Here is a 26935-nt window from a genome sequence, read left to right as displayed (position 1 = left end):
CTCTAAATAAGTTATTATTCTTGTGTCCAATGCTTGAGTTTAGCTTTTAATCTGAGCATTGCCTGACTTAATATCTGGCTTACACGCGATTCACTAACATCAAGGATGGCACCGATTTCTTTTAAATTTAATGCTTCGTTGTAATATAACGACAACACTAACGCATCTCTTTCTGGCAATGTCTTAATTGCTTCAACCAATGCAGATTGGAATTGAATTTCAGCAAGCGAGTCAAAGGCCTCATCTGGCGATTCATTATCTGTGATTAACACATCTTGCGAAACACCAAGATCTTCTATGCCTATGATTTTACCAACAGAAACATCATTTAAGATATGATGGTACTCATCGAGCGACATTTCAAGCTTTTCAGCAATTTCAGTATCATAAGCATCACGACCAAGCTGTTGCTCTAATTCATCAATTACTTGTGCAACTCGACGATTATTACGGTGAACTGAGCGTGGAACCCAGTCACCACGACGAATTTCATCTATCATCGCTCCACGAATTCTAATGCCAGCAAAAGTTTCAAACTTAGCACCTTTGCTGTTATCAAATTTTGATGAGGCCTCAAGCAACCCCATCATTCCAGCTTGTAACAGGTCATCAAGTTGCACCGATGCTGGTAATCTTGCCAGCATATGATGAGCAATTCTTTTTACCAACGGTGCATACTGTTCAATGATAGACGTTTTGTTATCGAACTGAGTATACGCTGCGGCTTTATTCACCCGTTCTTCCTTCTTGTATCGGCTTACGTTGTACAAGACGTTCAACAAAAAATTCTAAATGACCACCGGGTTGCTGTGGCACAGGCCAAGTCATAATTTTATTGGCTAATCCGTGGTAAGCAATGGCTGAAGGTGATTTAGGATAAGCCTCAACGACTAGTTTTTGTTTACGAACTGCTTTACGTAAATTCTCATCAAAGGGAATGGTTGCCACCAACTCCAATGCAACATCTAGAAATCTATCTGTCACTTTACTGAGTTTAGCAAATAATTCCATACCTTCTCGTAAACTACGTACCATATTTGCCACAATTTTGAAGTGGAACACACCATGTTCACGACTTAGTATCTTAATTAACGCATAAGCATCGGTAATCGATGTTGGTTCGTCACAAACCACAATTAATACATCTTGTGATGCACGAGAAAAACTCAGCACCATATCTGATATACCGGCAGCAGTATCAACAATTAAAATATCAAACTGAGTCCGCATTTCACTAAATGCACGGATCAAGCCGGCATGTTGTGCTGGTGTCAATTCAACCATCGCTTGTGAACCTGATGTAGCAGGAACAATACCGATACCTTTGGGTCCGCGTACAATGATGTCATCTAATTCGGCATCACCAGACAAAACATGAGATAAATTTTTCTCAGCACGTATCCCGAGCATCACATCGACATTGGCTAAACCTAAATCGGCATCAAGTACTAATACACGTTTGCCCTTTTCGGCTAATGCTACCGCAGTATTAATTGACACACTTGTTTTACCAACTCCGCCTTTACCACCGGATACGGCAATTACTTTAACTTTATCGTTATTTGGTTGATTCATCATACGTAAACCACTTGCTTGATCCCGAGTCATATCTTTACTCAAATGCATAGGCTGTGTCATTAGACCACACTGTGTCTTGTGATAATTGTTGTTCAGTTTCATTTAACGCCGCGAGAGCTTTCTTGGCTAGCTCTAGTGTATCTGCGACTTTCATGTCCTCAGGAACACGTTGACCGTCAGTAACATAGCTTAATGGTAACTCATTTTGAATCAATACGCTCAATGCACCTGCAATTGATATTGATTCATCTAATTTTGTCAAAATCGCACCCGCTAATGGAATACGTTTAAAATGTTCTACAGCATCCTGTAAGACACGGCGCTGGCCTGTCGCTGACAAGACTAAGTAACTCCGAATGGGGATCCTACTATTTGCCGTCAAATTATCAAGTTGCTGATATAAGCGCATATCTCGCTGCCCCATACCGGCGGTATCGATTAATACTAACTTACGATTCCTAAATTGATAAAGAATTTGTTCTAATTCGGCTAAATCATGTGCTTGCTTCACCGGACAGCCCATTATTTTGCCATAAGTTGCTAATTGCTCATAGGCACCAATACGATAATGATCTGTGGTAATCAATGCCACCTGCTCGGGGCCATGATGGGCAGCAAATCGAGCTGCTATTTTAGCTAAAGAAGTCGTCTTACCTACACCTGTTGGGCCAACAAAAGCGACCACACCACCACGTTTGACAATATCATCACCTTGGTTGTCGAGTAAGTTAGCTAAGCTTTGCGGTAGCGCTCTTACTAAGTCGGCTGGCGTATAATGTTGACTCAATCCTGCTAGTTTAGCAGCAACTGCAGGAGAAAACTCTGCGGCAATCAATTTACTTTCAAGCATAGCACCAACTGGATCGGTACGCTTTTTTTGGTCTTTCATTAACGATGACACTTGATGAGTCAATAAGTTACGTAATGAAGCCATTTCTTCACGCAACGCGTCCATATCATCAGATTGATTTCTATTAGTTTTTTTAGCGTGTTCAGGCGCTGCTTGCGCTTTTAACGTTGATGTTGGCTTAGCAGTCTTTGCCCCTTGTAATTGACGCGCCCACTCAGGTAATTCAGGTTCATCTTGGCGAACAGACATTTGTTGTTTCATGCGATTATGCTGTTTTTCAAGCAATGCTTGAAGAGAATCTGCTTCCGGTGGCGGATTTACCTTAGATTGAGCTTTCATTACAGGCTTAGCGCCTATTGAGACGCGATCCTCACTAACATCCATAAAACTAGTCGTCGGCGCTTGCGATGCAATAGAGGCCTTAGGTTCATCATAATCGACTGCGGCGACAATTTCGATTCCGCCTGCAACTTTTTTGTTTGACATAATGACAGCGTCAGAGCCTAAGGTCTCTTTTACTTGAGCCAATGCTTCGCGCATATCTTTGGCAAAAAATCGTTTAATTTTCACTTATGCACCTCAATAAACTGACGTTATCACTATTGGCCAACAGCAGAAACAATTCTAATTTGTTTCTCATCGGGTATTTCTTGATAAGAAATCACTCGTAAATTTGGAATAGTGTATTTAACAAATCTGGACAGCGTTGACCTCAACATACCAGAGGTCAATAAAATGGCTGGTTGCCCTACCATTTCTTGCTTCTGTGCAGCATCTAACAATGACTGCTGCATGCGTTCTGCAAGGCCGGGTTCAATATTCGGTCCTTCACCGCCAGTCGCCTGCATAGACTTATGCAACATCTGTTCCAACTCTGGCGCCAATGTAATGACAGGTATTTCAAGTTCAGGCCCAGAGATTTCTTGTACTATCATGCGTTTTAGCGCTATACGCACTGCTGCAGTTAAGACTTCGGTATCATTACTCTTGGTGCCGTACTCTAATAATGTCTGCACTATGGTGCGTAAATCACGAACCGAGACACCTTCGTTAAGTAAGTTTTGCATGACTTTAACAACCGAACCCAACGGCATAATATCGGGTACAAAACCATCGACTAATTTAGGCGAGTTCTTGCTCAGCATATCCATTAACTGCTGCACTTCTTCATAACCTAATAGTTTGGCTGCATTATTACTCAATAACTGACTAATATGCGTTGCCACAACCGTTGCGGTATCGACGACGGTATAACCTAATGTTTGTGCATGTTCACGTTGCTCTGGTGTGATCCACACCGCCTCTAAACCAAAAGCGGGGTCTCGGGTGTCAATACCGTCAAGCTTACCGTAAACCTGACCAGGATTGATCGCTAGCTCACAATCATGTCTAACTTCAGCCTCACCTACCACCACACCCATTAAGGAAATACGATATGCATTAGGCGATAAGTCTAGATTGTCACGAATATGCACCGCTGGCACTAAAAAACCTAATTCTTGTGACAATTTTTTACGCACACCTTTAATTCGGCCTAATAACTCACCACCCTGAGACTTATCAACCAATGGAATTAACCGATATCCCACTTCCAGACCGATAGTATCAACATGGCGCACATCATCCCAACTTAACTCTTTAGGTTCTTTATCTCTAGCTTCTACTGGCCCTTTGGTCGCCAGTGTCAGTGCCGCTTGTTTTTTGTCAACATTCCGCTTGTAGACAAAGTACGCTGCACCAGCAGTAATAAATGCGAAGGTCAAAAATGCCACATGAGGCATTCCAGGCACAATACCCATGATAAACAGTAACCCAGCAGCAATGGCTAATGATTTATGACTGTCAAACATCTGACTAAACATCATTTGGCCCATATCACCAGATTCATTTTGACGCGTTACCATTAACGCGGCTGCAATTGATAATAATAAACCGGGAATTTGTGCAACCAAGCCATCACCGATGGTCAGCAAAGTATAAATTTCTACTGCACTAGAAAAATCCAGGTCATGCTGAACGATACCAATCACAAAACCACCGAGTATATTGATGACAAGAATCATAATACCGGCGATAGCATCACCTTTAACGAACTTTGAAGCACCGTCCATCGCACCATAAAAATCGGCTTCACGAGTCACTTCAGCACGGCGAATACGCGCCTGGTCTTGGGTTAAGGTGCCAGCATTTAAATCAGCATCAATGGCCATTTGCTTACCCGGCATAGCATCCAAGGTAAAACGAGCACTCACCTCAGCAATACGCCCCGCACCTTTAGTTACCACAGCAAAGTTAATGATAATAAGAATAATGAACACCACTAAACCAACCGCATAGTTTCCGCCAATAACCACAGAACCAAAGGCTTCAATCACTTTACCCGCAGCATCACCACCATTATGACCTTCGAGCAATACAATACGGGTGGAGGCAACGTTAAGCGCGAGTCTTAATAAAGTAGCAACCAGTAAGACTGTCGGAAATGCAGCAAAATCAAGGGGTCTGTCTGAATAAATAGCAACAAGTAACACAACTAATGCTAACGCGATATTGAATGAAAATAGGATATCGAGTAAAAAAGCAGGAATGGGTAAAACTACCATCCCAAGCGCAGCAAGTACCAATAAAGGTGTACCGATACCTTTAAATGTCGATGGTCTTATTTGTTTAAACTGCCCGAAAGCTGCTTTTGCATCCATAGAGGGGAACCCTTTGTATAGTCTATTGCGAAATACTATGTTTTTATTTGACGCTAATAAATCTACAAAGCAAAAACTAAGCCACTATTAGTCATAGCATAATTAGTAACGTGGTTATTTGACTGATATAGGGTTGATTAATGTTTTAAATCATCAGGAATGGGTTGATTAATAGGAATGGGTTTAGGCCGACGACCTTTGCCTTTTTGATATTGTCTTAGCTGAAAAACATACGCGAGTATTTGTGCTACTGCAGTAAATAGGCCTTCTGGAACTTGCTGGTCTATTTTAGTTGTATGGTAAATAGCACGGGCAAGTGGTGGAGCAGAAACAATAGCAACATTATGTTCACGAGCAATTTCACGTATTTTAAAAGCAACATCGTCGACCCCTTTAGCAATTAAAAAGGGGGCAGAAGAACGGCTTACATCGTATTTAACCGCCACAGCATAGTGTTCGGGGTTGACCACGATAACATCAGCATTAGGTACCTCAGTCATCATGCGTCGTTGCGCCAGCTCTTGCTGCATTTGTCTTATGCGGCCTTTAACTTCTGGCTTACCTTCAGTGTCTTTATATTCATCTTTGACTTCTTGCTTGGTCATTTTTAACTGTTTGTTATGATTCCAAATTTGAAATGGCACATCAATAACAACAATCAATAGCATGGAGCTACACAGTAAAATAAACATCCAAATCAACAAATCTAAGGCGTGGTAAACATTACCAGGAAGATGATCGCTGGACAGAGTCAAAATATCATAGAAATAAAAACTAAGAAGGAAATATGCAGATAACGCTACCACAGAAAATTTAGCGATACCCTTTGTAAGTTCAACTAAGGCTTGAGTACCAAACATGCGTTTAAAGCCACTCATCGGGTTCATTTTACTGCCTTTTGGCATAAAGGCTTTGACTGAAAAAGACATACCGCCTAAGGCAATATTCCCCAGAAAAGACACGAATGCCAATAAAGCAATAAAGCTGATCAACGGCCAAGCAAGCTCATTGCCAACAACGCCCCAAACCCGAAACATGGAATTAGTATCAAAAATTTGATCGCGTTCCATTGAAAAAACTTGCTTCATAATGGTATAGAGACTTTTGGCGATAGCAGGTCCTGTCATCGAAAACCCTATCGATGCAGCAAGCAATACAGCTGCAGTACCTAACTCTTTAGAGCGGGCGACTTGACCTTTTTCACGCGCTTGATCAAGTCGCCTCCCTGTAGGTTCCTCGGTGCGTTCTTGACTGCTATCATTTTCTGCCATCTATGCCCCCTAAAAAACCACTGAGCCATCAATTTGACATTGAAGTAGCAGCAGATCACACATGAGCAACTGTGCAGCTAACCACACCTCATCAAAATGCGCCATGATCGGGGCTAGCGTTAACCATAAAATCAATAAACCGCTAACCATAGTGACCGGAAAACCAATCGAAAAAATATTTAATTGCGGCGATGCACGAGTCATCACACCAAAGGACAAATTGATTAGCAACAAGGCAATAATCGCAGAAATCGACATCGTTAAGGCTGAGCCGAACATGAAACTGCCCCAATCAGCAAGGGCACGGTAATTAGCAATTGATATGCCTTGATTTGAAATTGGAATCGTTTCAAAACTGGCCACCAACATCCGCAACATCAATAAATGTCCATCTACGGCTAAAAAAATTAATGTGGCGAGTAATAAAAAAAAGTTACTCACTACGGGTGTTTGCTCACCGGATCCTGGATCTACCATAGAGGCAAAACCTAAACTGGTTTGCATACCAATAATTTGCCCCGTTAACACAAAAGTTTGCATCACCATTAAGGTGACAAAACCCATAGTGACCCCGATCAAAATTTGCTGAGCAATCACAAAAACGGAACCTAATGCCATTAGCTCGATATTTTCAATAGGAGGCAGCATAGGCGCAACGGCCATAGTTATCGCAACAGATAACATCAGCCGAACTCGAGCGGGTGTAGTATTTGCGCCAAACACAGCCATTACCATCAACATGGATGAAATACGAAAAAAAGGCAAAAGATAGGCCGCAATTGTTTGACTGATTTCATCAAACAAAATATCCACAACTTAACCTATAACCTGTGGGATGAGGTTGACCATCTCATAGAAGAAATCCATCATAGTTTGCACTAGCCAGTGGCCTAAAAACATCAATGCAAATAAGGTCACGAGTAAACGTGGTAAAAAACTTAAGGTTTGCTCGTTAATTGAAGTTGCAGCTTGAAAGACCGCCACAATTAAACCAATAAATAAGCCAGGCAAAATAATCGCTGACACAATCAATACAATAATTGACAGTGCTTCTCGAAAGATATCAATAAGCGATTCTGGAGACATAAATACGAGGCCTTATATTCCGAAACTATTCGCTAATGTGCCCATCACAAGACCCCAACCATCAACCAGTACAAACAGCATGATTTTAAAGGGTAACGACACAATCATTGGTGACAACATCATCATCCCCATCGCCATTAAAATACTGGCAACCACTAAGTCTAAGACCAAAAAAGGCACAAACAGCATAAAGCCAATTTGGAATGCCGTTTTAAGCTCACTAGTAATAAATGCAGGAATAACAACGCTCATTGGCGTTTGTTCAGGAGATTGAATGTCTTTATAGCCTGATATTTCAATAAAAGTTTGTAAGTCTGTGGTGCGAACTTGCGACAGCATGAATGTTTTAATTGGCTCTTTGCCAACGTCATAAGCTTGGGTTAAGGTCATGGTTTCATTGATATAAGGCTCTACCGCTTCAGCATAAATCTTGTCAAACACGGGCGCCATAATAAAAAAAGTCATAAACAAGCTAATCCCAATCAATACCTGATTCGACGGTGTTTGTTGTAACCCCAAAGCTTGTCTTAATATCGATAACACCACAATAATACGGGTAAAAGAGGTGAGCATAATCACCATGGCAGGAATAAAGCTCATTGCCGTCATCAGCAATAAAATCTGCATGGTTACCGAATATTCAGTGGTTCCATCAGCACCAGTTGTAACCGTCAATGCAGGTAACACGCCGTCTTGAGCCAGTGCAGAGGGTGATAGAACAACGGCCACTAACGTCACTATCGCCAACACCAATACCATTATGTACTTATTCATTATTGCTGTTCCTTGGCTTGTTTTAGGCGACTGGCAAACGAGGAAAGTGGTACGTCGACAGGGGTAGATAACTTATCGATAAGATTAATCTGTTGCGAAGTCACGCCAAGTAAATATTGCTGACCATTGACCTCCACCAATACCACCTTTTCACGCTGTCCAATGGGCGTCACAGCAATCGTTTTAATGATTCCACCATTTGATGGGACTAACTTGAGACGTTTCACAATATACGCTAATAAGAAAATCAGCGCTAAAACGACAATTAATCCACCAACCATATTCGCTAAGGTTGCAACATTAGAGGTTTCGGCGGGCCGAACTAAGGTGTTACTAGCTAAAGTGCTAGACATTGCAGGGGCGCTTAATGCCTCACTCATGATGCCGAGCATTGGTATCATATTAGCCACTGTGATTCCTTGTGATAGTTAACCCACCAAGCAAAGACTCAATGAATACTGATCTCTGCTTCGTTAGTGTAAATGGTTATTTTAACTTTTTAATACGTTCAGTCTGGCTAATAACATCAGTTAAACGAATACCAAATTTGTCATTAACGACCACCACTTCCCCATGGGCAATCAAGGTGCCATTAACCATAACATCCAGAGGCTCACCTGCGACGCGATCAAGCTCAACAACAGAGCCTTGGTTCAACTGGAGTAGATTTCGAATGCTAATAAAACTTCTTCCAACTTCCATAGAAATGGTCACAGGAATATCTAGGATACCATCCAATTTTGCCGCTTCTTCTTTAGAAATAGGCTTGGACTCGTCGACTAACTCATCTAATTCGACATGTTCCGCTTCTTCTAAAGCCTGTTCAGCCATTGCTGCAGCCCAGTCATCGCCAGTATCTTCTGTACTCATTTACTTCACCTTATAAGTCTGAAATATCACGCGACTTGCCTTTGCGAGTCACTAATTGCAGCTCTGTTTTAACCGTTTCTGGCCGCGGGATTTTCTCACTGATTTTTAATGCTAAGTTATCGCGTGATTTACCCATTTTACAGCGGTAAGTTGGTAAGCCCTCTATTCGCATCATAATATGTTCAGGCAAATCAATCGGAATAATATCACCCGCTTTAAATCCCATCACATCACGTAAAGTCACTTCATGCTCAACCACATTGACATCAAAACCAACTTGCACGTCCATGATCTCATCACGTAATGCTTGCGACCAGCGCATATCGGTATCTTGTTTATCACTTTGAACACCGGCATCGAGTAATTCACGTATTGGTTCAATCATTGAATACGGCATAGTGATGTGGAAGTCTCCCCCCCCACCGTCGACTTCGATGTGGAATGAGTTAATCACCACCACTTCTGTTGGACTGACAATGTTAGCCATGGCAGGGTTCACTTCAGAATCGAGGTATTCAAACTCCACGTCCATTACCGGCGCCCATGCTTCTTTGTAATCTTCAAAAATAATTTTAAGCAGTAACTGGACTATTCGGCGTTCTGTTGGAGTAAATTCACGACCTTCAATTTTGGCATGAAAACGGCCATCACCACCAAAGAAGTTGTCGACGAGAATAAAGACTAGTCTTGCTTCCATGGTAATTAACGCTGTGCCTTTTAGTGGACTAAAACGCACCATATTTAAACTTGTTGGAACAAATAGCGTATGTACATACTCACCAAACTTAAGCATTTGTACGCCATTAATTGACACTTCTGCAGCGCGACGCATCATGTTAAACATACTGATGCGTAAATGCCGAGCAAATCGCTCATTGACGATTTCAAGCGTTGGCATACGACCGCGCACAATACGATCTTGAGATGAGAAATCATACGATCGTGCATCAGCACTATCTTCTACAATGTCATCATCATCATCGTCATCGACACCATGTAATAGCGCATCAATCTCATCTTGGCTTAATAAATCACTCACATCATCGCCTTAGCAGTTAACGCTTTTAGTTATTGCATGACAAAACCAGTAAACAGGACTTTCTCTACCACTTTAGTTCCTGTTATTGGTTGCAGCGTATTCTGAACATTGAGCAAGGCTAACTGGCGCAGCTCGTCTTTACCGGCTTGGGTACTAAGCTTTTGCACATCAGCAGCACTAAAGGTCGTTAATAACGCATCTTCAATTAAAGGAATATGTTTTTGGGTCAATACACTATTACTTTCACCACGCACCATTAATTGGACTTTTATTTCAACTAAACGAGCACGGTCAGCGCCAGGTAAATTAAATAAAAAAGGTCTTGGCATACCGACATACTCTGCTTCAGAACTGACTATCGGCGCAGCGGGATCGGCAGATGCATCACCACTGACGTCGGTAGCGGCAGGCTCGTCCGAGCCCATAAAAAACCACAATCCGCCGCCAATAAGCAAAACTAATACTAAACCAATGCCACCAAAGATGAATAGTTTCTTGCTTTTTTTACCGGCGTTAGGGGTGTCGTTTAACTCTAATTCTTGTTCAGGCATTATGGTTCCTAATCAACATTGTGATTAACATTATAACTTAACTGAATAACTCGTTATTCTTGTAAAGATATATTAGTGCTATAGGTTACCTGCTTAAGCATAATAATCTATAGCAGAATGTAAACTCCTTGATGGATTTGTCATCAAGCTAGGCTCTTGTGCTGAAATTTCATCCAATTGCGTATCTCCAGCGGCATGATCACCAGATTGTCCGTGCTGATCACGCCCGCCATCGCCTTGAGAAACCTGACTGTCTGTTAGTTGTAATCCTTCTTGGGCAAGCATATCGCGTAATCGTGGCATAGCTTGCTCAACAATATCACGGGTTTGCGACTGAGCAACATGAAACTGTACTTGGGTTTGATCACCATGAATTTGAATTTTAACGGTTAAATGCCCAAGTTCCGGCGGATCTAAACGAATTTCAGCTTGCTGAATACCATTACTGACCATAGTAATTAACTGCTGCTTCATGACCGGAGAAAAGCGCTGGATCATCTCTTGCATTTGCGCACCATGATCGCCTTGCGGTTTCAACGATAACTGAAATTGTGGTACATCACTTTTATGTATCGGAGTAAAACTACTCTGATTTTGTAAAGCCTTGGTGTCGGTATCACCGATATCATTCACTGCGTCTAAACCCAAGTTAGCCGAATTTATATTGGCTGACAGTTCTCCTGATGCACGCTTGGTCGCTAGGGAATCTAGGACCACAGAAAAATCAGCTTTCGCCAGCATTTTAGCATTATCAGTATCTGATTGAATATTGGCATCAATACCAGTGCTATCACCTAAAATCGTCTTAGGGTCGGCAGATATCGCTGAAGAAGATGCAAGAGTGGCGCTAGCCTCCAAAAAAACGGTGCGGTCTAATTTAACAACCGCAGAATTAAGACCCGCAGAGCCGGCTTGGCCTGGAGCGGTGACACTGGCGGCAATTGATTTATCAATTTGGTTTTGTTCTTCAGATCTAAGGACACTTTTTGGGGAATCGTCACTACTGTCCATATCTGTAGACACCATCGCAAGAATGGATTCATCAACAACAGGCGCTTGTAAATTAAAGTCACTAATTAACTCGCTTAAGCCCTTAATGTCTAGTGCTTGTAAATCCTTTTCAGATAAATTGGCAAATGCCATTAAGCTGGATATATCTTCAGGGCTAAGCTGAGAAAGAGCTTCTTTGGTAAAAAGAGAGTCAGCGGGTAAATCAATAGCATCAGTGAATAACGCCCCCATCTCTGACTGACTATCGCTATTCAGATCATCAATAATACTACTGTTAGGGTCGATCAAAGATATCACGTCAAAACCAATATCTAATGTATCCACATGCGGCAATTCATTTCCGCCAGAGGAATGACGTTTATTTAATGCATCAGCCATATTAAGCTGAGCAAAAATTAATTCAACATCAGCATTTTCTTCAGTAGATAAATCAAGGTCATTGGCAGCATCGACTTGATCCACTTCAGCGTCTAACGATACAGGTGCACTATTGGGGGTAGGCCGCGAAGCAAGTTCGGATTCACTCGCTTGATTAAAAGCAGACAAGAATGATGTATTTTCAACACCTTGCATATTTCCTTTTGTACTAAGATCAGCAGATTTACTGCTATTTCCAAGTAAGATATTGCTCATCTGCTGCATAATCAGCTCCACTCAATCAAACAAAGTTAGGTCATTATCGTCTAACAAACAGCTATCAAATTACCTCGATGAATCATATGTCGATATTAGGTAATATCAATAGAGTCATTACAAACCTCATCATGAGGTTTCCACTGTCGCTTCGCTGACGATTTCTATTCCAATGTAAACTTAAATTTATATTAAGCAATTTAAGTGCCAATAAATATTAGTTGATAAAGTTTAGAGAATAAATAGAGTTTGAATGCGAACCAATCAAAAGGGACTGCGGTAAAACGAGTGATAGATTTGGAGGTTAAGACTTAATTGATTTTTGACGGTAATATTGTTGCATAGCAAACTCATCTGACATTTTTTGTTCACGTTTTGCTTCTACGACCATAGCCTTTTTGGCTTTCTGAGCGAGTAACATTTCTACCGCTTTGCGTTTTTGTTGTTTTTCTTGCCAGTGAACTTGACGGTAACCCACTTGTTTTTCGGCATCTTTAACCGCTGCCACTTGTTGGGTAATAGCACTATCAACTTGACGAATAAACTGATGAAACTGATGGTACTGATTAGCACGTAATGTCGTGCCCGTGTGCCCTTCCATCTGCTTCATGTAATCTAAACGGTAATTGTTTAGCGCATCGAGCTGCCCTTGGCGTTTTTGTTTTTCAAATTGAGCCGACTTGAGCTGCAATGCCGCTTGTTCCTCGGCAGCAGTCGCTAGCTTCAATACCGTTAATAATGGGTCTGTGCGAGTCATCTAGGTTATCCCTGACATTGAGCGGCAATTTGAGTCAACATCACTCGGCTTTCTTCAAATGAGACAGGTTCTTTAAACCCTTGACGTAAAAAAGCATTCATTGCTGGTTGTAAACGTATCGCATTATCAATCCGAGGATCACTGCCTTGTGAGTACGCGCCAATTGAAATCAGGTCACGATTTTGCTGATACAAAGAATACATCTGTTTAACTTTACGCATCGCCTCTAAGTGTTCTCCACTTATCACCATCGGCGCAACACGGCTAATTGATGCTTCCACATCAATCGCGGGATAATGACCCGAATCGGCAAGCTGACGAGATAGCACAATATGGCCGTCTAAAATCGCTCGAGAAGCATCTGCAATCGGATCTTGTTGATCATCACCTTCGGTCAATACAGTATAAAAAGCCGTAATAGAACCTTGTCCAGCGCCGCCATTACCGGCGCGCTCAACCAAACGGGGTAACTTAGCAAACACAGAAGGTGGATAGCCTTTGGTTGCTGGCGGTTCTCCTACCGCAAGCGCCACTTCACGTTGCGCTTGGGCATAACGTGTCAAGCTGTCCATTAACAATAAAACATCGTAGCCTAAATCACGAAAATATTCGGCTATACGAGTCGATGTTTCACAAGCACGTAAACGCATTAATGGCGAAGTATCTGCCGGTGCAGCCACTACAACCGAGCGGGCACGACCTTCTTTACCTAAAATTTCTTCAATAAATTCTTTAACTTCGCGGCCACGCTCGCCGACTAATCCCACCACAATAATGTCGGCTTTAGAACCTCGGGTCATCATGCCTAGAAGCACACTTTTACCTACCCCAGAGCCAGCAAACAGCCCCATTCGCTGACCTTTACCTACGGTTAACATCGAATTAATGGCACGAACACCGACATCTAATGGTTCGGTAATGGCACGTCGAGACAATGGATTAATGTAAGGACCATGACGGGCTGCGTATTGATCCGTATTCAATGGCCCCAAACCATCTAACGGCACGCCGCTACCGTCTAATACTCTACCTAACAATGCTAATCCGACATTTAATCCAGATTGCTCACCCAAGGGTTGAACCCGTGCGCCAGGCAAGACACCTCGCAGCTCTTCAATAGGCATTAAATACAACAGTTTGTCATCAAAGCCAACCACCTCAGCAACTAACTCACCAACCATGGTTTCAATGGAACATAAGCTGCCCACAGGCGCACGACATCCTGTCGCTTCTAAGGTTAAACCAACAACCCTAACTAACTGGCCGCTAGCGACGGGTCTAAGCGGTAGCACGTGTTTATGATGCACCGACAGTTTATTGAGGAGTTTATGTTGACGGGTGGTCATCGATATTTCCTTGAGATAGACCTTTGTTCTGTTGCTGATCGTCATCGCCTGCGCTACTAACCGCTGGTGCACTTGTATTGAGCGTTATATCGTTATCGACAGTGGCATTTTTATCATGCTCAACATTGAGTGATGCAGCTGAGCCATCTAGAACATTTTCAGCGATAGATTCAGTCGCATTGGTCTTCTGAACAACATCTGTTTGTCGAGTCTCGAGCTGATTATCTTGGTCGGGAGCAGTATCTGAAGCGGCTTGATCGTCGATGGCCTCAATGCCATCAGCAGACTCAGAGGCTTGTTGATACTCTGTCAAATTATCGACTGATGTTGTTTGATATTGTGGATGAGTAGACTTTTGTTGTTGTACATTTTTAGCTATCTGATTCGACTGAGCATCCAATTCACTAAATACTTGATTGATACGTTGCTCGACGCGTAAATCAACGGAGGAGCGGACACTTTCAATAATACAGTCGCCATTTGATAAAGTAGGATCGATATCAATTTGCCAGTTATTTTTTTGTAATTGTTCAGCACTATAGCATTGGCTGACGATTTCAGCATCGGCTTGATTTAAGCGTAATTTAACCAGTTGTTCTTTTAATGGTAGGGCGTCAACACCTTGGCGTAACGCTGATAATATATGCTCTGGATGCGTTTTTAGTTCGTGACCAATTACCGACTTTGCTAAGCTGATTGTCATGGCGAGCAATTCTGCTTCAATTTCGTTATCAACGATTGATAATGGCAACTCAAATTGAGTCATAATGTGATTAAGTTGCTCAACTAACTGATTAACTTTAGTTTGACCAGCCTCATAACCTTGTTGTTCGCCTTGAGCAAAACCTTGCTGATGACCTTGCTCTAATCCTTCTAAACGCCCTTGTTCCAGCCCTTGTTGATGACCTTCTTGTTGACCTTGCTCAAACCCCTCTTGCTCTGCCGCTGCGCGAATATCTTCGATTTGTGCCATCGTAGGCGGCGCCATAGACTTCTCGGGGCCAGAAATGGGGTTTGGCCGATGAGCTTCAGAAAATTGACCAAATAAATTTGAAGGATCGTGACTGCTGTCTTTGGTAATATCAGGTAATTGCCAATGGCTAAACTCATGCTCATTATCGGCATTGGTGACATCTTTAGGCACTTTTGATTCAGACATAATTGGTCACTTGTGTTATTGAAAACATTGGCTCAAAACAAAATAATAACAGGAGTACAATGTATTAGCTTTACTGACAACAAACGAATTAGGCAAGTAAATTAGGTATATCTTTCAGACATACCTAATTGTAAGATTATAAGAACTCGTCACCGCCACCGCCGCCTAGCATAATTTCACCACTGTCACTGAGTCGACGGGCAATAGACAGAATTTCTTTTTGTGCTACTTCAACTTCACTGATACGAATAGGCCCCATGGCTTCTAAGTCATCACGCAGTAATTCTGCAGCACGCTTGGACATGTTCCCCAGAATTTTCTCTTTTAAAGCTTCATCAGCACCTTTGAGTGCCTTCATCAAGATATCTTGCTGTACTTCACGTAACAATGCCTGAATACCACGGTCATCAACGTCAATGAGGTTTTCAAATACAAACATCATGTCTTGTATTTGTTGCGCCATCTCTTCGTCAGACTCACGCATAGTTTCCATTATTTGGCTCTCAATACCAGTATCGAGGTAGTTCATAATATTGGCTGCAGCTTTCAAGCCGCCCATTTTGGCTGCTTGCGCACCACCTTGACCCGCAAATTGTTTTTCCATGATGTCGTTTAGCTCTTGCAATGCTGCTGGCTGAACTTCTTCAAGATTGGCAATACGCATCATTAAATCTAAACGAGTATTTTCAGGGAACTGACTAAAAATTTCAGCCGCTTGATCCGGTTCTAAGTAAGACAAAACAATGGTTTGAATTTGAGGATGTTCATTTTGAATAATGGTCGCCACTTGGCGGGCATCCATCCACTTTAATGAATCAAGCCCCTTAGCCCCGCTGCCCATAATAATTTGTTCAATTAAGTTACCAGCTTTATCTGCACCCAATGCCGCGGTTAACGCTTTACGGACGAATTCTTCACTGTTAAAACCAATTGAAGAGAATTTTTGAATATCATCTAAAAATAGCTTGTGAACCCCAATGACTTTTTCTTGACCAAAGTCATCCATCGCCGCCATCGCCATACCCACTTTTTGTACCTGCTTAGGCTCTAAGTGTTTCAAAATTGACGCAGCATCCGCTTCACTCAAACTGAGCAACAAAATGGCTGTTTTCTCAACACCAGTAACTAAATCTGGGTCAAATGCCGTTGATTTCTCTGCTTTTTCTACTTTGTCTTTAGCCATTGTCTTGTAACCAGTTTTTAACTACTTGAGTGGAAAGTTCAGGCTCGTTAGCCACTAACGCTCTAATTGCTTTAATCATATCATCATCTTTATGCAAATTAGGTATATGAATTGAGCCATCATCAGCATAACTGTATTCCGCCTCTTTAGTATTGAGCATACCTAAGGTATCTGCTGCATACTGATCTTCAATTTCTGCTAACTCATGTCCAGGACGAACATCATCTGGCATGTTGATCCCATTAGGATTGGTTAGCTTCTTAAGCATAGGACGAACCACAGCCAAGATAAGCACTAAAATAACAATCGCACCTAATGCTAGCTTAATTGCACGCCAAAACCATGGTTGTTCCCACATATCAGGTTCAGGTAACTCTTCAATTAGCTGATCCATAAAGGGAACAGTTACCACTTCAAGAGCATCACCACGCTGGGTACTAAACCCAACAGCGCCCTCGAGTAAACGACGAATATTAGTTAACTCTTGCTCAGTTCTCGCCACACGAGTGACCTGGCCATTTTCGTCTACTTGTCCTGGTTTAAAGTTAATCGCTACTGACACACTCACACGGCGTACCACACCAATTTGCTGACGAGTATGGCTGATAGTTGTATCTAATTCATAATTACGAGTCGCTTCTTTTGAGGAATCGCCAGATACGGTTGAAGCTGTCGCTTCACCTGCAACTTGCGGAATATCCGACTCCATCGGCGGTTGATTACTTAGCGCACCAGGAATACCACCAGAACTTCCACCCGTTGAGTTACGTTCAATGGTCATTTCACTTCTAATAGCCGGTAAATCTGGTGAAAAACGTTTTGCGGTTTGTTCTACTGCAGTAAAGTTCATATTAACATCAACCTGAGAAGTAAAGTTCTCTGGGCCTAAGATTGGCATTAGGATTGAGTCAATTTTTTTACGGTATTCAGCTTCTTGTTGCTGCACGAGCTCTTGCTCACGACGTGCTCTTGCTGAGGTACCATCTTGGCTACCTGAATTCAGCAAACGCCCATTGGAGTCAGTTACCGTTACACGAGAAGGCTCTAACCCTTGAACAGCCGAACCAACAATATCAACAATCGCATCAATCTCTTCTTGGCCTAAACCACCACGGCGCACACTCACCACTACTGTAGCACTTGGCTTAGAAGCATTGCGGGCAAAAACATTTTCTTTGGGTAACGCTAAAATAACTTTAGCACGGCTAATACTTTTTAATTCTTCAATAGCTCTGGCTAGGTTTTGTTCTTGGCTTTGTTTTAAGCGCGCTTGTTCCATACGTTGGCTAACACCAAAACCACTGTCTTGGCTTAAATAATCGTTAGCTTGAGTGCTACTTTGAATCCCCGCACGGCTAAGCAGTAACTTTACTTCTTGATATTTATCTTCAGGTACTTTCACCACATCGACGTTGATTTGATACTCGATTTGGTTTTTATCAAGCACATCTAAGACTTGGATCATCTCAGCTGTTTCCATTTTACCAAGTGGTCGATAATCTGGCTCTTGTGCCCACATCATCACAAACACAGCGAGCGCTAGGCATATCGCTAGTGCCAAAATCATGATCACTTGGCGCATCATATCTGCACCACCGATGCCGCCAAGCAGCCCAGATTTATTCTCTTGCTGGACGCCGCCATCAACTGTTGAATCTGAACCTACCATCATGTCTGTGCTCACAATACGTACCTGCTATATCTAATGTTGTTATATTATTTAGTGCTTAACGCTATCTGCAGCTAAACAGGCATACTCATAATTTCTTTATATGCTTCAACGAGTTTATTACGTACCTGCACCGTTGCTTCAAAGGCAACACCGGCTTTCTCACGCGCAATAACCGTATCAGAAAGAGTAACCGTCGTATCGCCCATGTCTAAACGAGTGGCTAAATTGGACGAGTTTTGTTGTAACTCATTGACAGTGCCCACAGCCTGAGACAATAACTGACTGAAATCGACGCCTGTAGTGTTATTCACTTGCTGAGTAAGATTAGGTCGAATAGATGAGCCAATCGAAGGGGCTATTTCGCCACGAAGTGACTGCATTTCTTGCATTAATGGATTTGCGCTAATCTGCATGATGTAACTCCCTTTCGTCGACTTTTTGACGACAATAATAACTAATAAAGAGTTAAAGCAATTTAGATGCCAATATTAGAAGAAATATAATATGAGTAGATAAAATGGCGGGAAACAGAGCAAAAGTAACCGTACCATTAGATAGGACAGGTTACTTATTGCATCTTGACAGATGTTAGCAATAAATAAGCAAAGTTAATTAGACTATAAATCATAAGGTTAATTAACCAATTACAGATAACGCTAAGCAGGAAGTTGAATGCCCATATCACGCATTTTGGCCATCTTATAACGTAATGTTCGAGCACTTATACCGAGTTTTTCAGCGACCTTTTTTCGACTCCCCTGACACTGATTCAAGGTTTCTAAAATAATCACATGTTCTTGGGCCTTTAATTCGTCACCTAAACCATCTACTTCAATAGACTGCTCTATCTCTGCATATTCTGTGGCAACTAACTTCACATCAGCAGAGTCGATAATAATATCATTGACACCAATCTCATCATTTACTCGTAATATCAAGGCGCGTTGAATAACATTGTCTAACTCTCGCACATTACCCGGCCAGCGATGAGTCAGTAACCGTCGAGTTGCCGCATCATCAAGTTTAGGCACAGACGTCATATTCAATGCTTTAGCATGCTTCGCCAATAAATGACGTGCTAACGGAAGAATATCCGCAGGACGTTGGTTTAGTGCTGGCCACGTCAGTGGAAATACGTTAATGCGGTAATATAAATCTTCTCTGAATTCGCCAGACGTCGCCAACGATTTCAAATCGCGGTTTGAAGTTGCGAGAACTCTCACATCTAATTTTATGGTTTTACGGCCACCTAAACGCTCTACTTCGCGCTCTTGTAATACCCGCAATAATTTTGCTTGTAAGCCGAGCTCCATCTCAGAAATCTCGTCAAGCAATATGGTGCCGCCCTGAGCTTGTTCGAACTTGCCTGGACAAGCTTGATAAGCACCAGTAAATGCACCTTTTTCGTAACCAAACAAGGTGGCTTCCAACATGTTTTCTGGTATTGCCGCACAATTAATCGCAATAAATGGCTGTTCATTACGTTGGCTATGCTGGTGAATATAACGTGCCAGCACTTCTTTACCTGAACCACTCGGGCCCATGATCATGACCGAAGCATCTGACACCGCAACGCGCTGAGCCAGCGCCAACAATGCTAAACTTTTCTCATCAGCAACCACGGGATTGTCGTGATTTTGTTTTAAAGGCAAATAGCGAGATACCTGATTTAATAACACTTCTGGTGCAAAAGGCTTAGCAAGATAATCTACTGCGCCTAATTTCATTGCACTAACAGCACTGTTAATCGTGGCATATGCGGTCATTAATAATACCGGCACTTTAGGCTGATGTTGTTGTAAATAACTCAGCAAGCCCATACCACCGATGCCATCCATCTGCACATCGCTAATCACCATATCAAAGTGGTTTACTTTTAAGGCCAATATAGCCTCTTCAGCACTGCCAACATCAACACAGTCGTAATGGGCAAGCATCAGTGTATCAAGCAATGCTTCACGTAAATCAGCATCATCTTCAACTAATAGAATATTTGCTTCAGCCACGCGCCACCTCCTGATCACTCATTTTGTTAATGTGCGGAAAGCTCAAACGAATATGGCAACCCATACCGGGTTTACACGACAACTGTATCTGTCCACCATGGTTTCGTACTACCGACTGCACAACCGCTAAGCCTAAACCTGTACCTTGACTCTTTGTTGTAAAAAACGGCTCAAGTATTTGTTGCTGCATTGACGGTTCAAGCCCTTTGCCATTGTCAATAACATCCAATAATAGACCATCAGGCGTTTCACTGGCGCTGACTTTTATTTTTGTGGCCCCAGCTTCAATACTGTTCATCACTAAATTATTTACCGCAGAACTGAGCGCATTCGCATTGGCAAGCATTAATGAATGTGAAGTATCTTCAACAACCAGCTGACAATGTTTTTTATCTGCAATCGGTTCGCAACTGGCCATCACTTGGCTGATTATCTCATCCATTGAAACAGATTCAGCCATTCCATCTTGGCGTCCTCTAGCCATAAGTAACATGTCATTTACTTGACGCTCGAGTTCATTGAGTCGGTCAACCAACTTAGATTGAAACTTCGACCGTGCAGAATCGGTTAATTTAGGACTAGCAAGATTAGAAGCGTACAGAAGCGCTGCAGATAATGGTGTGCGTACCTGATGTGCTAACGTGGCCACCATTTTCCCTAACGCCGATAAACGTTGTAAATGAGATAGGTTTTTCTGCAGTAAACGGGTTTCGGTAAGATCAGTTAACACAATTAACTGCCCAGGTTCTGGGGCTAACGGTGTAATAGCCAACTTTACCCGTCGACCATTTTTTAGCGACACTTCGTGTCCATCATCATCTTGAGGTGCAAAAGCACGATGAATAATCTCAAACCAACGTAATCCTTGTAGAGGTCGGCCTAATAGCTCTGTTGCAACCGGATTAGCTAACGTCACAACACCATCACCATCAATGATCACCACGCCAGATGGCATAGCTTGAAGAATATGCGCCATTTGATTCGACATATTGGCGGCCTTACTGGAATATGAACTGACGAGAGACGTTGCTATGCCTGTGGCAATGAATGAGCTTGAGTGAACACGTCCCTGATTGGTATGACTTTGTACATTTGAATTCACGTCAATTGCAGACGTTGGTGTTTCCGCATCAGTGATAGCGAAAGACGAAGCTGACGCAGATAATTCAAAGTATGAATCGTCTGTCTGGGTTAACGCTCGTGCTGAATACATGGTCGCTCCGTCAAAAGAATAACATTTGACTAACCCAATGCATTTACCGTGCCAAGCAATTATTTTGTCGTAGCTGAAACATCGGTGCACGGTTCCTCAGCAAGCTACGCAAACGAAAAAACACACTTTTAGTGTGTTTTCATTACAATATCAATTAATTACAGTTTAATTATTCTTTACTTAAACCATATTTACGCATTTTTTCGACTAATGTGGTACGGCGAATACCCAGCATCTCAGCCGCTCTTGCGACAACATTATCTTGCTGTTCGAGTGCCTGACGGATCATGTCGATTTCTAATTCGGCCAGTAAGTCTTTTAAATTAACCCCTTCCGGCGGTAATTCACTTGGAAAGCGAGTTTCGGGTATTTCGACAGGCTCTTCATCACTGAATATCGACGCTAACGCATCACGTTCTAGCTGTTCTTCACTGACTTCAATACAATATTCTGGCACATCAATATAACGATACTTATGCGGTAAATCGTTGACATCAACCAGTCCGCCTGGGTACAAAATCGTTAAGCGCTCAATTAAGTTTGATAATTCACGCACATTACCGGACCAAGGATGCTCTTTTAATGATTCAATGGCTCGTTGAGTAAAGCGAACCTTACCGCGGCCTTCATTAAACACTCGGTTAACGAGTTCGTGCAGCAGTAACGGCACATCATCACGTCGCTCACTTAACGCCGGCATTTCGATTGGGAACACATTTAATCGATAAAACAAATCTTCACGAAATTCATTATCTACAATCATGGTTTCAAGGTCGCGATGCGTAGCAGCCACAATACGTACATCTGTGGCAATCGTTTTACTGCCACCAACACGCTCAAAAACCTTTTCTTGCAATACACGCAACAACTTAACTTGCATCTGCAATGGCATGTCACCGATCTCATCGAGAAATAGCGTACCGCCTTCAGCCATTTCAAAACGACCTTTACGTGCAGATATTGCCCCGGTAAAAGAGCCCTTCTCATGGCCAAATAACTCACTTTCAAGTAACTCAGCAGGAATCGCACCACAGTTAACAGGAATAAATGGGCCATCACGTCGTTCAGACAAATAATGAATATTACGTGCAACCACTTCCTTACCTGTGCCAGATTGCCCCAACACTAATACAGTTGCATCAGAACTAGATACTTGACTAATCAAGTGTCTAACGTTAGCAATACCTTCACTGCGCCCCACTAGGCTTCTGAATAACTTAGTCTGATTACCGTTTGTTAAGGTATGCTCGCGTTTTGCTTGACCAAACACTTGGCAAAAATGCAATAACTCAGTAAGTTGCGGATAATTTATCGGTTCTTCGATCAGCCCAAGCACATTTGATAGATGAATATCAATATCACCCAGCAAGAGTATGGGTTGCCAAGGAGCTGCAGCGATAATATTTTTAATACTATCGACATCGATATTTTCATTCACAATGACAACTGCTCGGTACCGAGAAAGCTCGACTAAGGCTGCTAAAGATTCATTAGAAACAATGTCACATTGCTCGCCTAAGAATTCTAAAATACAGCACAAACGGGTCACGCGCTCTGATGGGGTACCGACAATTAAAATTCGTTGTTCTATTTGCATCATTCAGAAGGCCAAAAGCTCTTGTTATAGGTATTTATTCGGAATGGTTGCGTCGCACACAGCAACAAAAACCAAAGTATATTGCAGCCATAACAGCTGACAACACTGACAGTATTCTAGCATTATTCCTAAAACATGATCGTAAATCCGCAAAATTCTGGGTAGAAAAACGAACTTAGGGATAAATATTGTATTATCAGCTCACCATAAGCAAGCACCAGTTACATTTTATCTACATTGAGCCACATTTTAATAGCAATATGCTGTTTTTTTATTCGAAAAATCTAATGAACCAAGTTTCGTTTTAACTGAGAGGTTAAATATAGACTCGCCATAGCATCATCTCACGGCAGTAAATAGATGAAAAATGATGAATTAGATACATGAATTTCATGTAATGAATTGAAGACTAATAGAAATAAAAAAAGACGCGAAGCGTCTTTTTAGTTGAAATACAGAACACTGTAAGGATTAACTCACTTCAGAAGTTAACTCGTGCATATCCTGTGGAATAGCATCCCAGCCTTCTTTAATGGTTTTTAAAATCGACACCACGTCGTCAATCGCTTGTGGGTCGTTATTAATATTAGCTTCAGACATTCTACGCAACATGTAGTCGTATAACTGAGTCAAATTAGCGGCAACATCAGCACCTGCATCCATATTCAAGCTGCCATTTAAACCATTAACAATCCCGATAGCTTTGCCAATTAACACGCCTCTGTTGGCTATGTCACCGTTCCCTATAGCTAATTTAGCTTGAGCTAAGCGTTCTAATGCGCCTGCTAATAACATTTGGATAATACGGTGTGGTGTCGCCACAGCCATATTACTGTCTACTGACACTTTACGATATGATTGCATTGAACCGCGCATATTTACACCTACCTATTTGAATCGATTGCTTTATACACATTAATTTGGCGTTTTGTGGTATTGCCAGCCTGCAACAACGATTGTCTAAAATCCATTATTTTTCGACTTTGCTTTATCAATGTCTGAGTCAAATCAAACTGCTGCTCCAGTATTTCTCTGTCAGTAAAATTTGCATCAGACACTAAGGCATGCAATAACTTTTGACGCGTCTCAGTAAGTAAATGCAATTCTGATACCAAATCTGAAACAACTTCATCCTCAGGTTTAGACTTTTCTATTTTATCAATAATAAACATTAACTTACTGTTGATACCATTAATTTCAGTCAGGGAGTAATCCAAACTAAACCTCTTATGTAAAACTTAACATATCTGTAGCAAGACCATGATAGTCAAAAAAACTGCTTGTTCTATGTTTATAGCTTACTTAATCATTAATTATTATTCCTAACAACACCTGGTAAGGAGTCTAAGCGGGACTGTAAATCACTAGCGCTACTGTTTAAACTCGCGACCACTAAGTCCATCGCATTATATTGCTTGTATAAACGGTCACTGTATGCGGCCATACGGGTATTAAGTTGCTCACGGCTATCGGCTATACGACTGAGTTGTTCATCTAAAGAAGAGTCACGGCTATCCATTATACCGCCAGATTTAATGTAACTATCTAACAGCGAAGACATTTTACTTGCTAGACCATTATTTTCAGCGCTAAACATCTCAGCAATAGCACCTTTATCGTTACTGATAACGTCAGTTAATTTAGTGGCGTCAATCTCAAGTAACCCTTCGCGAGTTGTCGTCACGCCCAAGGTAGCCAGCATTTTATCGCCATCAGATGTGCTGTACTGACTTGATAACATATTGCGCACTTGGCTTTGAATACTTCGTGGTAATGCATCACCTTGTAAAATACCCGCTTTTTCGGTACTAGCATCATAACTCGTTAAATCTTTTATGGTTGTCATCACAGTATTGTAGGCTTCAACAAACCCTTCAATTGCTGTTTTAGTTTTTGCAGTATCCTTACTGACTGTTAAAGTAGTAGTTTTATCAATATCAGCAGCGGTTAATGTTAACGAAACACCGGTAATCGCTTCACTAATACTGTTTTTTTGCGACACCACTTTAACACCATCAATGTAAGCAATGGCATTTTTAGCGGGAGTCACTTCTGTCATGGCAAACGTATCAGCCAAGCCAGTATTGCCATCAGTATCAATAGCGGTAACGCTAATGGTATTGTCTAAACCAGTATTTTTAGAGCTAAGGACTAACTGCGGCCCTAACTCACCGTTAATAATCGTTGCGGTAACGTCACTGTTATTGTCTGAACTATTAATTTTATTCATGATTTCAGTCAGTGTATCAGTGCCTTCAACATCGACACTAAAACCATCACCACTGCCAACAGCTATTGATAATGAGCCAGTACCAATTGCAGTGGCATTATCCGCCACCACTGCAGAACCGACTTTTTGACTTTGAGCAAGTTGCTCAACCTTTACTTGGTAGCTACCAGAGACAGCCGTTTTATCAACTGTTGCAGATAGGTAATCTTTCGTCGATGTTGCGACTTTTTGACTCCCAAAAGTAGTTGATTCAGTTAATGCGGTCAATTTAGTATTAAATTCCGACATGGCACTTTTTAATGAGCCAATACCAGATATTTGTGCAGTTATGTTACCTTCATTAGCGTCAAACTTGGCTATCTTACCGGCGCTTTCGGCGTTTACCAAAGCAGTTACAATGCCGCCGATGTCGATGCCTGAGCCAATACCTACTGATGTTAATCCCATAATAACCTCTGCAATTTATAGTGTTAAAAACTAACTAACATAATACTGAGTCAAACAGCTAAGCACTTACCACACAAAAGAACTAAACTTCGGTTTTCATCAACAAACCGGTGACCTCGTTTAACTTTTTGGCAATTTCTAAAGCCTCTTCATTTGGCATTTGCCTAATAAGTTCACCTGTAGTGACATCAATCACTTTTACCACTTGAATACCTAAGTCTTCATCCACTTTAAAAGCTAAACCTTTTTGCATCATGCTCATGCTTTCAGTAATATCATTTACCGCTTTATTAAGCTCTTCTGCATCCACTTGAGTCGTCGCATTCACTTGCTCTGTGGTGCGGACACTATCGGCGGCTTTTTGAATACCGTCACTCGAAACTGCTGCGTTAACAACATTAGGCTGCTTATCAAACTGGTTTCCCACCTGTCTATCGACGGGCCTGTTAACTGAGTGGGTCAAACCGTCTTTATGCAGATTACTGTTTGATGCTGTTACATTCACATCCATGATACACCTCAACTGACCGAATAAAACAAAGCAAATTTCACACCAGTTTACGTCTATCGCCTAAAGATTGATGTACTCAATCAGACTAATTGGAATAAATATTTTACTTTGTTGGTTTTTAAAACATAAAAGGGAGTATCGCAAGCGATCCTCCCTATCTGTTACCTTAACTTAGTCGATCACTACTATAGTAGTGAAAGCGCAGTCTGAGGGATCTGATTAGCTTGAGCCAACATCGCAGAAGACGTCTGAGACAAAATCTGCTGCTTAGTTAACTGCGCTGTTTCAGACGCAAAATCCACATCTTGAATACGACTACGCGCATCGGTTACGTTTGATTGTACGTTACTTAAGTTACTGATAGTAAAGTTCATGCGGTTTTGTACTGCACCTAAGTCAGCACGTTGACTATCGATACCAGCAATCGCTGAATCGATAATAGCCAGTGCATC

The 26935-nt window shown here is 41.8% G+C and carries 27 protein-coding genes; all 27 read right to left on the bottom strand.

The features are described from left to right. Positions 1–14: 14 nt before the first annotated feature. The gene (locus tag H5123_RS11255) at positions 15–734 is read right to left on the bottom strand and encodes an RNA polymerase sigma factor FliA (protein ID WP_182698022.1); all 720 of its coding nucleotides are present in this window, start codon (positions 732–734) and stop codon (positions 15–17) included. Further along, positions 727–1608, bottom strand: a complete 882-nt coding sequence (locus H5123_RS11250) for a MinD/ParA family protein (protein WP_124017021.1) — start codon at positions 1606–1608, stop codon at positions 727–729. The genes H5123_RS11255 and H5123_RS11250 overlap by 8 nt, the downstream gene beginning before the upstream one ends. A 4-nt stretch (positions 1609–1612) precedes the next feature. Continuing rightward, positions 1613–2998: a flagellar biosynthesis protein FlhF gene (flhF, locus tag H5123_RS11245; RefSeq protein ID WP_182698021.1), complete on the bottom strand. Its 1386-nt coding sequence runs from the start codon at positions 2996–2998 to the stop codon at positions 1613–1615. A 29-nt stretch (positions 2999–3027) separates the two neighbouring features. After that, positions 3028–5127, bottom strand: a complete 2100-nt coding sequence (gene flhA, locus H5123_RS11240; RefSeq protein WP_124016938.1) for a flagellar biosynthesis protein FlhA — start codon at positions 5125–5127, stop codon at positions 3028–3030. A 137-nt stretch (positions 5128–5264) separates the two neighbouring features. Then, positions 5265–6398, bottom strand: coding sequence for a flagellar biosynthesis protein FlhB (gene flhB, locus H5123_RS11235; RefSeq protein WP_182698020.1), 1134 nt, complete (start codon positions 6396–6398; stop codon positions 5265–5267). Positions 6399–6407: 9 nt separating this feature from the next. Next, the gene (fliR, locus tag H5123_RS11230) at positions 6408–7211 is read right to left on the bottom strand and encodes a flagellar biosynthetic protein FliR (protein ID WP_182698019.1); all 804 of its coding nucleotides are present in this window, start codon (positions 7209–7211) and stop codon (positions 6408–6410) included. 3 nt (positions 7212–7214) lie between these two features. Next, positions 7215–7484 carry a flagellar biosynthesis protein FliQ gene (gene fliQ, locus H5123_RS11225; RefSeq protein ID WP_182698018.1) on the bottom strand — a complete coding sequence of 90 codons (270 nt, stop codon included), beginning with the start codon at positions 7482–7484 and terminating at the stop codon, positions 7215–7217. 12 nt (positions 7485–7496) lie between these two features. Then, a complete protein-coding gene (gene fliP, locus H5123_RS11220) occupies positions 7497–8258 on the bottom strand; it encodes a flagellar type III secretion system pore protein FliP (protein ID WP_182698017.1) in 762 nt (253 codons plus the stop codon). Continuing rightward, entirely contained in the window at positions 8258–8659 is a 402-nt protein-coding gene (fliO, locus tag H5123_RS11215) for a flagellar biosynthetic protein FliO (protein WP_371697198.1), read from the bottom strand. Before fliO ends, fliP begins: the two co-directional genes overlap by 1 nt. A gap of 85 nt (positions 8660–8744) precedes the next feature. Continuing rightward, positions 8745–9128, bottom strand: a complete 384-nt coding sequence (gene fliN / locus H5123_RS11210; RefSeq protein WP_124016933.1) for a flagellar motor switch protein FliN — start codon at positions 9126–9128, stop codon at positions 8745–8747. A gap of 10 nt (positions 9129–9138) precedes the next feature. Next, on the bottom strand, positions 9139–10167 hold the full coding sequence (fliM, locus tag H5123_RS11205; protein WP_182698016.1) for a flagellar motor switch protein FliM: 1029 nt from the start codon (positions 10165–10167) through the stop codon (positions 9139–9141). A gap of 29 nt (positions 10168–10196) precedes the next feature. Beyond that, on the bottom strand, positions 10197–10721 hold the full coding sequence (fliL, locus tag H5123_RS11200; protein ID WP_404948309.1) for a flagellar basal body-associated protein FliL: 525 nt from the start codon (positions 10719–10721) through the stop codon (positions 10197–10199). A 90-nt stretch (positions 10722–10811) separates the two neighbouring features. Then, on the bottom strand, positions 10812–12371 hold the full coding sequence (locus H5123_RS11195; RefSeq protein ID WP_182698014.1) for a flagellar hook-length control protein FliK: 1560 nt from the start codon (positions 12369–12371) through the stop codon (positions 10812–10814). A gap of 295 nt (positions 12372–12666) precedes the next feature. Further along, on the bottom strand, positions 12667–13119 hold the full coding sequence (gene fliJ / locus H5123_RS11190) for a flagellar export protein FliJ (protein ID WP_124016929.1): 453 nt from the start codon (positions 13117–13119) through the stop codon (positions 12667–12669). A 5-nt stretch (positions 13120–13124) separates the two neighbouring features. Then, entirely contained in the window at positions 13125–14465 is a 1341-nt protein-coding gene (gene fliI, locus H5123_RS11185) for a flagellar protein export ATPase FliI (RefSeq protein ID WP_124016928.1), read from the bottom strand. Next, entirely contained in the window at positions 14446–15624 is a 1179-nt protein-coding gene (gene fliH / locus H5123_RS11180; protein WP_182698013.1) for a flagellar assembly protein FliH, read from the bottom strand. The genes fliI and fliH overlap by 20 nt, the downstream gene beginning before the upstream one ends. Before the next feature lie 136 nt (positions 15625–15760). Next, positions 15761–16807, bottom strand: a complete 1047-nt coding sequence (gene fliG, locus H5123_RS11175) for a flagellar motor switch protein FliG (protein ID WP_124016926.1) — start codon at positions 16805–16807, stop codon at positions 15761–15763. Further along, positions 16800–18479, bottom strand: a complete 1680-nt coding sequence (gene fliF, locus H5123_RS11170) for a flagellar basal-body MS-ring/collar protein FliF (protein WP_165870119.1) — start codon at positions 18477–18479, stop codon at positions 16800–16802. The genes fliG and fliF overlap by 8 nt, the downstream gene beginning before the upstream one ends. 71 nt (positions 18480–18550) lie before the next feature. Then, on the bottom strand, positions 18551–18892 hold the full coding sequence (gene fliE, locus H5123_RS11165; protein WP_124016924.1) for a flagellar hook-basal body complex protein FliE: 342 nt from the start codon (positions 18890–18892) through the stop codon (positions 18551–18553). A gap of 243 nt (positions 18893–19135) precedes the next feature. Further along, the gene (locus tag H5123_RS11160; protein ID WP_182698012.1) at positions 19136–20485 is read right to left on the bottom strand and encodes a sigma-54 dependent transcriptional regulator; all 1350 of its coding nucleotides are present in this window, start codon (positions 20483–20485) and stop codon (positions 19136–19138) included. Next, a complete protein-coding gene (locus H5123_RS11155) occupies positions 20478–21698 on the bottom strand; it encodes a HAMP domain-containing sensor histidine kinase (RefSeq protein ID WP_310736136.1) in 1221 nt (406 codons plus the stop codon). Before H5123_RS11155 ends, H5123_RS11160 begins: the two co-directional genes overlap by 8 nt. Positions 21699–21867: 169 nt before the next feature. Continuing rightward, on the bottom strand, positions 21868–23298 hold the full coding sequence (locus tag H5123_RS11150) for a sigma-54-dependent Fis family transcriptional regulator (protein ID WP_182698011.1): 1431 nt from the start codon (positions 23296–23298) through the stop codon (positions 21868–21870). A gap of 468 nt (positions 23299–23766) precedes the next feature. Next, positions 23767–24171, bottom strand: a complete 405-nt coding sequence (fliS, locus tag H5123_RS11145; RefSeq protein WP_182698010.1) for a flagellar export chaperone FliS — start codon at positions 24169–24171, stop codon at positions 23767–23769. 8 nt (positions 24172–24179) lie between these two features. Next, positions 24180–24512, bottom strand: a complete 333-nt coding sequence (locus H5123_RS11140; RefSeq protein WP_182698009.1) for a flagella biosynthesis chaperone for FliD, FliT — start codon at positions 24510–24512, stop codon at positions 24180–24182. Between the two features lie 92 nt (positions 24513–24604). Continuing rightward, positions 24605–25972 (bottom strand): flagellar filament capping protein FliD, encoded by a 1368-nt coding sequence (gene fliD, locus H5123_RS11135; RefSeq protein ID WP_182698008.1) that lies wholly within the window; start codon positions 25970–25972, stop codon positions 24605–24607. Positions 25973–26054: 82 nt separating this feature from the next. Next, positions 26055–26483, bottom strand: coding sequence for a flagellar protein FlaG (locus tag H5123_RS11130; protein ID WP_182698007.1), 429 nt, complete (start codon positions 26481–26483; stop codon positions 26055–26057). Between the two features lie 185 nt (positions 26484–26668). After that, positions 26669–26935: flagellin (locus H5123_RS20650; RefSeq protein ID WP_259395648.1), on the bottom strand; the 267-nt coding region annotated here is incomplete at its 5' end.

The sequence above is a fragment of the Shewanella sp. SR43-4 genome (assembly GCF_014163845.1).
GTDB lineage: Bacteria > Pseudomonadota > Gammaproteobacteria > Enterobacterales > Shewanellaceae > Shewanella > Shewanella vesiculosa.
Note: the sequence above shows the minus strand (reverse complement) of the source record. Positions and strands in the feature narration are given on the sequence as shown.

Bases quoted from the DNA above. Each gene is read 5' to 3' on its own strand.
- H5123_RS11250 (WP_124017021.1), bottom strand. From the start codon at position 1,608: ATGACTCGGGATCAAGCAAGTGGTTTACGTATGATGAATCAACCAAAT.
- flhA (WP_124016938.1), bottom strand. From the start codon at position 5,127: ATGGATGCAAAAGCAGCTTTCGGGCAGTTTAAACAAATAAGACCATCG.
- flhB (WP_182698020.1), bottom strand. From the start codon at position 6,398: ATGGCAGAAAATGATAGCAGTCAAGAACGCACCGAGGAACCTACAGGG.
- fliQ (WP_182698018.1), bottom strand. From the start codon at position 7,484: ATGTCTCCAGAATCGCTTATTGATATCTTTCGAGAAGCACTGTCAATT.
- fliP (WP_182698017.1), bottom strand. From the start codon at position 8,258: ATGAATAAGTACATAATGGTATTGGTGTTGGCGATAGTGACGTTAGTG.
- fliO (WP_371697198.1), bottom strand. From the start codon at position 8,659: ATGATACCAATGCTCGGCATCATGAGTGAGGCATTAAGCGCCCCTGCA.
- fliN (WP_124016933.1), bottom strand. From the start codon at position 9,128: ATGAGTACAGAAGATACTGGCGATGACTGGGCTGCAGCAATGGCTGAA.
- H5123_RS11195 (WP_182698014.1), bottom strand. From the start codon at position 12,371: ATGCAGCAGATGAGCAATATCTTACTTGGAAATAGCAGTAAATCTGCT.
- fliJ (WP_124016929.1), bottom strand. From the start codon at position 13,119: ATGACTCGCACAGACCCATTATTAACGGTATTGAAGCTAGCGACTGCT.
- fliI (WP_124016928.1), bottom strand. From the start codon at position 14,465: ATGACCACCCGTCAACATAAACTCCTCAATAAACTGTCGGTGCATCAT.
- fliH (WP_182698013.1), bottom strand. From the start codon at position 15,624: ATGTCTGAATCAAAAGTGCCTAAAGATGTCACCAATGCCGATAATGAG.
- fliG (WP_124016926.1), bottom strand. From the start codon at position 16,807: ATGGCTAAAGACAAAGTAGAAAAAGCAGAGAAATCAACGGCATTTGAC.
- fliF (WP_165870119.1), bottom strand. From the start codon at position 18,479: ATGATGGTAGGTTCAGATTCAACAGTTGATGGCGGCGTCCAGCAAGAG.
- fliE (WP_124016924.1), bottom strand. From the start codon at position 18,892: ATGCAGATTAGCGCAAATCCATTAATGCAAGAAATGCAGTCACTTCGT.
- H5123_RS11155 (WP_310736136.1), bottom strand. From the start codon at position 21,698: ATGTATTCAGCACGAGCGTTAACCCAGACAGACGATTCATACTTTGAA.
- H5123_RS11150 (WP_182698011.1), bottom strand. From the start codon at position 23,298: ATGATGCAAATAGAACAACGAATTTTAATTGTCGGTACCCCATCAGAG.
- fliS (WP_182698010.1), bottom strand. From the start codon at position 24,171: ATGCGCGGTTCAATGCAATCATATCGTAAAGTGTCAGTAGACAGTAAT.
- fliD (WP_182698008.1), bottom strand. From the start codon at position 25,972: ATGGGATTAACATCAGTAGGTATTGGCTCAGGCATCGACATCGGCGGC.
- H5123_RS11130 (WP_182698007.1), bottom strand. From the start codon at position 26,483: ATGGATGTGAATGTAACAGCATCAAACAGTAATCTGCATAAAGACGGT.